This is a genomic window from Lentzea sp. NPDC005914, from assembly GCF_040629405.1.
In the GTDB taxonomy this organism is placed as follows: Bacteria; Actinomycetota; Actinomycetes; order Mycobacteriales; family Pseudonocardiaceae; genus Lentzea.
This window is the reverse complement of sequence record NZ_JBEXVQ010000004.1, coordinates 306,037-317,391: the sequence shown is the minus strand read 5'-3', so window position 1 is coordinate 317,391 and position 11,355 is coordinate 306,037. Positions and strand designations below refer to the sequence as shown.

The 11,355-nt window shown below is 70.4% G+C and carries 4 protein-coding genes; all 4 read left to right on the top strand.

Going from position 1 to position 11,355, the window contains the following annotated elements:
* Positions 1-14 precede the first annotated feature (14 nt).
* The 4 genes from ABZ345_RS08600 (at position 15) to ABZ345_RS08585 (ending at position 11,266) form a co-directional block, all read left to right on the top strand.
* A complete protein-coding gene (locus ABZ345_RS08600) occupies positions 15-2,438 on the top strand; it encodes a caspase family protein (protein WP_359844383.1) in 2,424 nt (807 codons plus the stop codon).
* 10 nt (positions 2,439-2,448) lie between these two features.
* The gene (locus tag ABZ345_RS08595; protein WP_359844381.1) at positions 2,449-2,697 is read left to right on the top strand and encodes a hypothetical protein; all 249 of its coding nucleotides are present in this window, start codon (positions 2,449-2,451) and stop codon (positions 2,695-2,697) included.
* Between the two features lie 212 nt (positions 2,698-2,909).
* Entirely contained in the window at positions 2,910-9,830 is a 6,921-nt protein-coding gene (locus ABZ345_RS08590; protein ID WP_359844379.1) for a type I polyketide synthase, read from the top strand.
* Positions 9,830-11,266, top strand: a complete 1,437-nt coding sequence (locus tag ABZ345_RS08585; RefSeq protein ID WP_359844377.1) for a phenylacetate--CoA ligase family protein — start codon at positions 9,830-9,832, stop codon at positions 11,264-11,266. Before ABZ345_RS08590 ends, ABZ345_RS08585 begins: the two co-directional genes overlap by 1 nt.
* Positions 11,267-11,355 lie beyond the last annotated feature (89 nt).

The following is an 11,355-nucleotide window of genomic DNA, read 5'->3' as shown; positions in this document are numbered from 1 at the left end:
CACTGGGAGGAATCATGGCGCGCAAAGCGTTGCTCATAGGCTCGGCCACAGACGGTCTGATCGGCGTCGAGAACGACGTCAACGCGATGGAGAAAGCGTTGGCGCGCTGGCGTTTCACGTCCGTCCGATGCGAACGGGAGAAGGCCACCAGAGCCGAGATCCTGGACGCCTACGAAAAGCTCATCAGCCAGGCCCAGCCCGACGACGCGATCGTCATCTTCTACAGCGGGCACGGCGGCTACGCACCCGACCCCGAACTGGGCCACGGCACCCCGGGACCCGGATCCCTGCAGCTCATCGTGCCCACCGACCACGACGAGACGACCGAGACCGACTTCCGCTACATCACCGCGCCCGAACTGTCCGTCCTGCTGGCCAGGCTCACCGAACGCACGACCAACGTCACCGTCGTGCTCGACTGCTGCCACGCCGGCCACATGTCCCGCGTCGAGGGCCAGAAGGTGCGCGGCCTGCCCCGCGCGGTGAACGCCCACCTCGTCCAGACCCACCTCGACAACCTGCGCGCCGAAGGGCTCGCCGTCGAGCTGTGGAGCTCGCCCGGCAACCCCCACGCCGTCCGCATGGTCGCCTGCGCGCCAGAACAACGCGCCTTCGAGGCACCGAACGCCGACGGCGAGCAGATGGGCTACCTCACCGACGCGCTCACCCGCACTCTCGACGAACTGCGCGACAGCGGCCTGAACGCGTCCTGGGCCACCGTCGCAGACCGCGTCCGGCAACGGGTTCTCGCGGTCTGGACGGGACAACGGCCCGAGGTGGAAGGCCCCGCCCAGCGGATCGTGTTCAGCACCGACGAGCTCGAACCGCTCGTCGCGTTCCCGGTCTCCCTGGGCCGCGACGGCATCGCCCGGATCACCGGCGCCACCCTCACCGGCGTGCGCCGCGGCGACCAGTTCGCCGTGATGCCCGACGACTCCCCCGTCCCCGACGACCGCCGCAAGCTCGGCGACGTCCTCGTCGACCGCGTGGACGCCCAGGCCGCGTACGGGCGACTGGTCCCCGCCACCGAACTGCCAATGGGGGCTCGCGCGCATCTCGTCCGCACCGCCCTCCCCGCGCTTCCGGTGCACCTGCCCGACGAGCTCGCCTCGGTCGTCGACGCCGTTCCCTACGTCCAGCTCGCGACTCCTGACTCGGCGCAGGCCGTCCGCGTGGAGGCGAATGACGACGGCCTGACCGTGCACGACGACCTCGGCCCGCTGCACGCCCCGCGCACCCAGGACGCCGCCGGAACCACCGAGCTCGTCAGCGACCTGACCAGGCTGGGCCGGGCCCACGCGTTGAAACGGCTCACCGAGCCCGCCGGACTCGCCCTGACCACACCGGTGTCGATCGCGTTCTCCCGTGTGGTGCGCGGAGTCACGACCCGGCTCCCCCTGTCCGGCGCGACCATCCACAGCGGACAGTCGATCTGCGTCGAGGTCCGCAACGACGGCCACGACACGGTGTACGTGTCACTGCTGGACATCGGCGTCTCCGCGAAGATCTCCGTCCTGCACACGGCCTCACCGTTCGGCGTGCGGCTGGACCCCGGCGTCAAGTACGTCTTCGGCGCCGACGACATGTTCGCCGGCCTGCCCGGCCTGCGGGTGGGCTGGCCGGACACCGTGCCCGGCGGCGGCCCGCGCCAGGAGACGATCCTCGTGCTCGTCACCGAGGAACCGACCGAGACCAGGATGCTGGAGCAACGCGGATTCCGGGGCTGCCGCGCCGACGACCCGTCCCAGCTGGAACACCACCTCTCGCTGCTCGGCCTGTCCCCCGACCACAAGCGCGACATCACCCCGCCGATCGGGCGGCCCGTGCGGTTCGCCGTCCACTCCATCGACTTCGACCTCGCCCCGGACTCCGCCACACCGGAACGGGCGGAGTTCCAGGTGGACGACCGGCCCGTGGACGGCGCGGTGAAGCCGATCGGCAGAACCCCCGTGACGCTGTCGCTCTCCGAACTCGTCGCGCACCACAACCGATCCTCACGCGACACCGACGTGCGCCTCGACGCGCTCGTCATCACCAGCGACTCGACCGGCCGGCCCACCCTGCACACCCGCACCGAACATTTCAGCGGCATCACCGACGGCGCCGGCCTCGCGTTGTCCGGCATCCCGGTCTTCCGCGGCGACGCCCACGACCAGCTCGACATCGCCGTCTGGATCTCCGCCAACGGCCAGGACCTCCCCGACCTCGGCACCCTGCTCCGGCACGCGGCACCGACCGGCGCGGAGGTGTCCACAATGGTCGACAGCGCGCACCAGGCCCTCGGCGAGGTGCTGGACAAGGCGACCGGCGTCTACCGCAACACCGTCACCGACCGGATGCCCGGCTCGTTCGTCGTCCGCGCCCAGGACTTCACCTTCCGCTGCGCCGTCACCGTCGACAGCGGTCCGTCAGGAACAGGGCAGAACCCCCGACCGTGAGGACGAGACCATGACCGCCAGCACCGAGAGCACCAACTGGTACGTCACCATCGACGGCTACACCTGGATCGTCGACGCCGCGAGCACCGCCCAGGTCCTCGAGGACATCGAGCTCGCCATGACCAAGGGCACCGTGGCCCGGTTGTCCCTGGAGACCAGGGACAACGGCTCCGCGACGGTGTTCTTCAACGGCAAACTCGTGAAGAGCGTCGTCGTGGACAACGTCGGTGGGCCGAAGCCAACCGAGATCGCCGGGTGAGAGCCTCGCTGCGAAGAGCGGACCGGTACGCCCGGTCCGCTCTTCGTTTGTGCCAAGGATTTCTGCGGCCAGCGAGCACCGTCCACAGCTGCAGTAGTTCGTGACGGTGTGGTGATCGCGTGCCTCACTCTCCGGTTTCGGCCTGATTTCAGTCAACACTGAAGCTATAGCGACGTTCGTTGCGCTACGGTCGAATGCGGGGAGGTATTTCGGTGAGCATTTCCGCATTGCTGGGGGAGAACGCACGTCTGCGCGGGGACCGGGACGCCTACAGCGACAGCCGTCGTAGCGTCACCTGGGCCGCACTCGCGGATCGGACCGCCCGGCTCGCGGCCGGGTTCGGCGTCCGGCGTGGCGCGCGGGTGGCGTTGTTGCTCGACGACAGCGTCGAGCTGGTCGAGGCGGTGCTGGCGGTGGCACGGGCATCGGCTGTCGGGGTTCTGCTGAGCCCTTCCGCGACCGAGGCCGAACTGCGGTACCTGCTGGACGACTGCGCGCCCGAGTTGCTGATCACCAACCGCCGTCAGCTCCCGAAACTGCGCGGCCAGGTGCCCCGGATCGTCACGGAGGAGTCCTTCGAGGCGCTGGCCACCGCCGACGCGGGGCCGCCGCGCGACGACCTCGGGCTCGATGAGCCCGCGTGGATGCTCTACACGTCCGGCACCACCGGCGCGCCCAAGGGTGCGGTGTCCACGTTGGGCGCGGCCCTGTGGTCGCCCGCGGCCTGTTACGGGCCCGTGCTGGGGATGTCTCATGAGGACAGGCTGTTGTGGCCCTTGCCCGTGTCCCACAGCTGGGCGCACACGATGTGCATTCTCGGCGTGCTCACGCTGGGAGCGCACGCGCGCATCTGCGGCCGGGTCGAGCCCGGTGAGCTGAAGCGGTTGATCAGCGAGTACGAGCCGACCGTGCTCGCCGGTGTGCCGACGACCTACCGGATGCTGCTGGAGACCTCGCCTGCTCCGGCGCCGTCGTTGCGCTTCTGCCTGACCGCCGGTGCGCCCAGCGATGTCCAGCTGCGAACCGATGTGCGAGCGGCGCTCGGTGCTCCCCTGCTCGACCTCTACGGCTCGACGGAGACGTGTGGCGCGATCAGCGTCGAACTGCCTGACGGCGAACTGGGAACCAACGGGCCGCCGGTTCCCGGGGTGTCCGTGCGGATCGTCGAGGGCGAGGTCCAGGTCAGCAGTCCCGGGCTGTTCTCCGGCTACCACTCGCGGCCCGAGGCGACGGCCAGGGCGTTGCAGGACGGCTGGTACCGGACGGGCGATCTCGGCCGGCTCGACGACGGGCTGCTCACGATCACCGGACGGGTCGGCGACCTGATCATTCGCGGCGGTCAGAACGTCGACCCGGTCGAGGTCGAGGCGGTGCTGCTCGGGCTTCCCGGCGTGCGGGACGCGGCCGTCGTCGCGCAGCCGGACTCGGTGCTCGGCGAGGTGCCGGTGGCCTTCGTGGTCGGCTCGGCGGACGAACGGGCGCTGCTCCGCACATGTGCGGAGGTGTTGTCGCCGTACAAGGTTCCGGACGAGGTGCGGTTCGTCGAGGCGATTCCGCGCACCGCTTCGGGCAAGGCGCGGCGCAACGTGCTCCGGGAGTCGCTCTCCGAGGAGCCGGCGGTCGCCGGGATGTCCGTCGCGGCCCTGGAGGCACTCGTTCTCGACGAGGTCGCCGTCCTGCGCGGCTCGCGCATCAACGCCACCGCCGCCTTCGCCGACACCGGCATGACGTCGTTGGACGGCACCACGTTGCGGCACCGGCTGAGCGTGAAGACGGGGCTGCGACTGCCCGCGACGCTGGTGTGGGACCACCCCACACCGGCCGCGGTCGCCCGGTACATCTCGTCGCTGTCGCACGGCTCCACGGCGTCCGTTGCCGCGGCGCTGCCCGAAACCGAGCCGATCGCGATCGTCGCTGTGGGCTGCCGATTTCCCGGTGGCGTGCAGTCGCCCGAGCAGCTGTGGCGGCTCGTGGCGGACGGGGTGGACGCGACCAGCGACTTCCCGGTGAACCGGGACTGGCACACGGACTCGTTGTACGACCCGGAGCCGGACCGGGCGGGCAAGACCTACGTGCGGCGCGGTGGGTTCCTGCACGACGCGGCGGACTTCGACGCCGGGTTCTTCGGGATCTCGCCGCGCGAGGCGATCACGATGGACCCGCAGCAACGGCTGTTGCTGGAGGTCGCGTGGGAGACGGTCGAACGGGCCGGGATCGCGCCGACCTCGTTGCACGGCAGCGACACCGCCGTGGTCGTCGGGCTGATGCACAACGACCACGCGGCACGGGTCGACGGGCACGGCATCGAGTCGCAGCTGGCGCTGGGGTCGACGGGCAGCGTGGCGTCCGGGCGGATCTCGTACGTGCTGGGGCTTCGCGGACCGTCGCTGACGATCGACACGGCCTGCTCGTCGTCGCTGGTGGCGATGCATCTGGCCGCGAAGTCGCTGCGGGACGGGGAATGCGCGCTGGCACTGGCGGGTGGCGTGACGGTGATGGCCACGCCGGGGCCGTTCGTGGCGTTCAGCCAGCAGCGGGCGCTCTCGCCGGACGGCCGGTGCCGATCGTTCTCCGCGGGCGCCGACGGCACCGGCTGGGGCGAGGGTGCGGGGCTGGTGTTGCTGGAGCGGCTGTCCGACGCCCGGCGCAACGGGCATCCGGTGCTCGGGGTGTTGCGCGGATCGGCGGTGAATTCGGATGGCGCGTCGAACGGCCTCACCGCGCCCAACGGCCTGGCGCAGCAGGACGTGATCCGGCGGGCGCTGGCCGATGCGGGGCTTCGAGCGTCTGATGTGGACGTTGTGGAGGGACACGGCACGGGGACGACGCTGGGCGATCCGATCGAGGCCTCCGCGCTGGCCGCCACCTATGGCGCTGACCGCGAACGGCCGCTGCTACTCGGGTCGGTCAAGTCGAACATCGGGCACACGCAGGCGGCCGCGGGCGTCGCGTCGCTGATCAAGGTGATGTGGGCGATGCGGCACGGGATGCTGCCGAAGTCGTTGTACGCCAACGAACCGTCGCCACACGTCGAGTGGACCGGGGTGCGGCTGCTGGCGGACGCGATGCCGTGGAGCTCGGACGGACCGCGCCGGGCGGGGATCTCGTCGTTCGGGATCAGCGGGACCAACGCGCACATCATCGTGGAGGAGCCACCGGCGGAGGAACGCCTGGCTGGTGCGGATTTCGCGGCTCCTTGGCTGGTCAGTGGTGATGACGAGGAGGGCCTGCGGGCTCACGCCGCAGCACTCGTCGACGCGGTGACGGACGAGTCCGGGTTGGACGTCGCCTGGTCGCTGGCCACGACAAGGGCTCATCTCGGGCGGAGAGCGGCAGTTCTGACCGGCGGGGACATGCTCGCTGGATTGCGGGACCTCGCGCGCGGCGTCGACAACCCCGCCGTCGTCCAGGCGTCCGCACTCCGCGACCCTCAGACCACTTTCCTCTTCACCGGCCAGGGCTCCCAGAAACCCGGCATGGGCGCCGAGCTCGCGCAGGCGTTCCCGGTGTTCCGCGAGACGTTCGACGCGGTCTGTGCCGAGTTCGCGCTGGAAGTCCCGCTGGCGGAGGCCATCGCCGGGCCACTGGTCCACCGCACCGAGTACACCCAGCCCGCGCTCTTCGCCTACGAGGTCGCGATGTGCGCATTGCTCGCGTCCCAAGGCATCAGGCCGGCGAACGTCATCGGCCACTCCATCGGCGAACTGGCCGCCGCGCACGTCGCCGGCGTGCTGTCCCTGCCCGACGCGGTCCGGCTGGTGACCGCCCGCGGCAAGGCCATGGCCTCGATGCCGCCCGGCGCGATGGTCGCCGCCCGGATGTCCCTGGAGGAAGCCGCGCACAAGGGGTTGTCGATCGCGGCGGTCAACGGACCCAGGTCGATCGTGTTCTCCGGCACCGAGGAAGCCGTGGCGGCGATCGAAGGCACCCGGCTGCCCGGAACTTACGCGTTCCACTCCGAACTGCTCGACGACGTGCTGGCGGAGTTCCGGGAGGTCGCGGAGTCCATCACCTACCGGCTGCCGGACATTCCGTTCGTTTCGACGCTGACCGGGCGGCAGGAGTCCGAGGCGCTCATCCGGCCCGAGTACTGGGTGCGCCAGGCCAGGGAGACCGTGCTGTTCGCCGATGCCGTGCGTGGTGCGGGCACGACGGTGTTCGTCGAGGTCGGACCGGCCGCCACGCTCACCGCGCTCGCCCAGCAGTCCGCGGACGGGGTGTTCGTGCCGATGTCTCGTGGCGTACTGGACGGGCTGGCCACGTTGCACGTGCACGGCGTGAACGTCGACTGGAAGGCGGCGTTCACGGGCGGTCGGCGGATCGACCTGCCCACGTACCCGTTCCAGCGGGAACGCTACTGGCTGCGGCCGGGCACCAGGTCGTCCGAGCCTGTTCTTTCTACAGCGCACCAGCCCTGGCTCGCGGACCACCGCATCGGCGAGAACGTGATCGTTCCCGCGACGGCGTTCATCGAGCTGGCGTGGCAGGCGACCGGTGATCGGCTCGACGACCTGGTCGTGCACGAACCGTTGGTGCTCAACGGCGACGCACAGGTGCAGGTGCTCGTCGACCAGGACCGCGAGGTCACCATCTGGGCACGTTCGGGCATAGGGCCGTGGACGCGGCACGTCAGCGCGTCCGCTGTCGCGTCCACCGAGCCGAAGAGCGAGCTCGTGCCGTGGCCACCGGTGGGAGCTGAACCTGTTCCGGTCAGCTACGAGGGTCTTGCCGCGCTCGGTCATCACTACGGGCCGGCGTTTCAGGGCGTGACGGCGTTGTGGCGGCGCGGGGACGAGGTGTTCGCCGACGTGCACCTGCCCGATGGGGCGATGCCGTGCGTGCTCGATGCCGCGTTGCACTCGGCGTTGCTGGCCGAACCAAGGGGCACTGTGCGGGTTCCGTTCGCGTTCAACGGGGTTGAGCTGTACCGGCACGCCGACGCGGTTCGGGTGCACCTCACCCGGCTCGCCGAGGACGAGCTGCGGGTCGTTGTCACCGATCTCGGCGGACGGGCGGTGGCCCGCGTCGAGTCACTGGTGACGCGTCCGCTCGGAATCCAGGCGAACGCGGTGCAGCGCATCGAGTGGGCCCCGGTCACCCCGCCGCCACTTCCCGGGGCGTACGAGGTCTTCGACACCGCCACCGTCGAAGGCGATGTGCGGGCTCTGCTCGCCGCCACGCTCGACCGGCTCACCACCGCCCAGGAACGTCTGGTCGTGGTCACGCACAACGCCACGAGCGACGACCCCGACCTCGCCGCCGCCGCGGTGTGGGGATTCGTGAGCAGCGCCCAGTCCGAACAGCCGGACAGCGTCACTCTCGTCGACCTGCGCGGGGATTCGAAGCTGCACGTCACCACCGAGCCGCGGGTCGCAATACAAGATCACGTCCTGCTCGCACCGAAACTGGCGCCGGCGCCGGAACCTGACGGGGAGCTGCCCACGCTCGACGGCACCGTGCTGATCACCGGCGGCACGAGCGCGCTCGCGGAGATCCTGGCCAAGCACCTCGAGGCACCGCACATCGTGCTGGCGAGCAGGAGCGGGCGGAAACCCGCGTGGGCGGAGGACCTCACCTGCGATGTCACCGCTGTGGCGTGCGACGTCAGCGACCGGGCCGCCGTCGACCAGGTGGTGAAGTGCGATCCGCCGCTGCGGGCGGTGTTCCACCTCGCCGGAGTGCTGGACGACGGCGTGCTGCACACGATGACACCGGAACGCATCGACAGGGTTTTCTCGCCCAAGGCCGACGGCGCCTGGAACCTCCACGAGGCGACAGCGGACCTCGACCTGTCGGCGTTCGTGCTGTACTCCTCGGCTTCCGGCGTGCTGGGCAGGCCGGGGCAGTCGAACTACGCCGCCGCCAACTCGTTCCTCGACGCCCTCGCACGGCACCGCGCACAACGCGGCCTGCCGGCGAAGTCGCTGGCCTGGGGGCTCTGGGACACGGAGTCCGGCATGGGATCGGACCTGCCGCACGACGGTGTGATCCCGATGAGTCCGGAGATCGGACTCGCGGCGCTCGACCGGGCGTTGCGCGGCAGCGAACCGGTGCTGGTGCCGATCCTGCTGGAACCACCTGTCCCGCAACAGAAAGCGAGCTGGGACGACATCGGCCAGGGCATCCAGGCCGAGCTCGCCGCAGTGCTCGGCTACCCGGATCCCGCGTCCCTTCCGCGGGACAAGGACTTCACCGAGCTCGGGTTCGACTCGCTCACGGTGTTGCAGCTGCGCAACCGGATCAACGCGGCCACCGGACTGAAGCTGAGCGCCACGGTCGTCTTCGACCACCCGACGTTGCCGCGGCTCACCGCGCACGTCCAGGAGGCTCTGGCCACGACGGCGCCGCCGAGGCCGCAGGGGTTCGCGGCGCTGTACCACCGGGTGCTCACGGAGAAGGGCCCGTACGAGGCGATGGCCATGCGGTTCCTGGCCTCGTACGCCCTGCCCGCCTCCACCTCGCCGGAACCCGTTGCGCCGCGCAGGATCGCGACAGGCGAAGACCCGCTGCTGGTGTACGTGCCGAGCTATCTCACCCCCGGCGAGCAGGCGCCGCTTCGACTGGCGGAGCGGCTCGAGCACGAGATGTTCCTGCTCCCCTACCCTGGGTTCGGGGAGAGCGCGGCGATCCCGGCCGACGTGGAAACGCTGGTCGAGTCGCACGCCGAAGCGGTGCGCAAGATCGCCGCGGGCAGACCGACCGTCCTCATCGGACACTGCCTGGGCGGAGTGGTCGCCCATGCGGTCGGCAGCAAGACAGGCGCGACCGGCGTGGTCCTCATCGAGACCGACGAAGGCGTTCTCCGGCGCGACGACGAACGCGCGCTGGCGCTGGTGACCGGCGAAGGCCGCGCGGAGGACTACGCGGTCAGCGACGCGGCCGTCCTCGCGGGCGGCGGCTACGTGCGGATCTTCGACGGCTGGCAGCCCGAACCGTCGCCGGTGCCCACGTTGCTGCTGCAGGCCGGGCCGACGCGCGAGATGCTCGACATCGACCCGGACCGGGACTGGCGGCCGCGCTGGCCACTGCCCCACGACACCGTCGAGATCCCCGGCGACCACGACACGGTGCTCACCGAGCACGCGGCCGCCACAGCGGCGGCGATCCGCGTCTGGATGGATAGGCTCGGCTGATGGACAGCAGCCGGCAGACCCGCGTGCGCCAGGCGTTCGACTCCTTCTTCGCGCCCTCCGAACCCCGGTCGGCGAGCTGGGTGCTCGACCTGTTCCAGCACACGGCCGCGACCGTGCCCGCCTACCGGACCCTGTTGCGGGAGCAGGACGTCGAGCCGTCCTCGATCACGACGTTCGAGGACTTCCAGCGGCTGCCGCTGCTCGACAAGCCGAGCTACCACGAGCGGTACCCGCTGCCGGAGCTGTGCCGGGACGGGTCGCTGGCGAGCTGCGACATGATCGCGGTGTCGTCCGGGTCGAGCGGGCGGCCGACGGTCTGGCCGCGGGCGCTCGAGGACGAACTGCACGTGGCACGGCGGTTCGAGCAGGTGATGGTGGACGGGTTCGGGGCGGACGAGCGGACCACGCTGGCCGTCGTGTGCTTCCCGCTCGGCACGTGGGTCGGCGGGCTGTTCACGCAGGCGTGCGTCCGGCATCTCGCGGCCAAGGGGTGCCCGATCACCGTGGTGGCGCCGGGCAACAACAAGGCCGAGATCCTGCGGGTGCTGCCGGAGCTGGCACCGCACTTCGACCAGGTCGTGCTGCTCGGGTATCCGCCGTTCCTCAAGGACGTCATCGACTCTCCCGGCGTCGACTGGGCGGCGTACTCGATCAAGCTGGTGCTGGCCGGCGAGGTGTTCAGCGAGCAGTGGCGTGACCTGGTGTGTCAGCGGGCGGCCATCGCGGACCCGCTGCGGGACGTCGCTTCCCTTTACGGCACAGCGGACTCCGGGGTGCTGGGCAACGAGACCGTGCTGTCGGTGGGCATCCGCCGGTTCTTCGCGCTGCGCCCGGACCTGGCGCGCGAGGTCTTCGGCGACTCACGGCTGCCGACGCTCGTGCAGTACGACCCGGCGAGCCGGTTCTTCGAGGTGCACGACGGGACGCTGGTGTTCACGGCGGACGGCGGGATTCCGCTGATCCGCTACCGGATCGCCGACGAGGGCGGGGTTCTCGGCCACGACGAGCTGCTGGAGTACTGCGCCGGGCACGGTTTCACTCCTCCGCCGGGACCGTCGCTGCCGTTCGTGTTCCTGTTCGGACGGTCGCTGTTCACGGTGTCGTTCTTCGGCGCGAACGTGTACCCGGAGAACGTGACGGTCGGGCTGGAACAGCCGGGCATCAGCGACACGGTGACCGGGAAGTTCGTGATCGAGTCGGTCGAGGACGCCGACCGCGACCGGGTCCTGCGGATCACCGTCGAGACAGCGCCCGGCCGGACCGCCGACCCGCACGCCATCGCGTCGTCGATCCGGGACGAGCTGCGGCGGCTCAACAGCGAGTTCGCGCACTACGTCCCGGCCGAACGGCAGCTGCCCGAGGTGGTGCTGCGTGCCGCGGGCGACCCCGAGTACTTCCCGGTGGGCGTGAAACACAGGTACACCCGACGGTCGTGAAATGGGCTTTTGCACCTCGGAGCAACAGCTTTTCCTGGCTTCCTCCCTCTGCCTAAAGTGAGGTCGGCCGAACTCGTTTCATCGGGGTG

What these genes read in the sequence shown, in the direction of transcription:
- ABZ345_RS08600 (WP_359844383.1), top strand. Translation starts at nt 15, where the DNA reads ATGGCGCGCAAAGCGTTGCTCATAGGCTCGGCCACAGACGGTCTGATC.
- ABZ345_RS08595 (WP_359844381.1), top strand. Translation starts at nt 2,449, where the DNA reads ATGACCGCCAGCACCGAGAGCACCAACTGGTACGTCACCATCGACGGC.
- ABZ345_RS08585 (WP_359844377.1), top strand. Translation starts at nt 9,830, where the DNA reads ATGGACAGCAGCCGGCAGACCCGCGTGCGCCAGGCGTTCGACTCCTTC.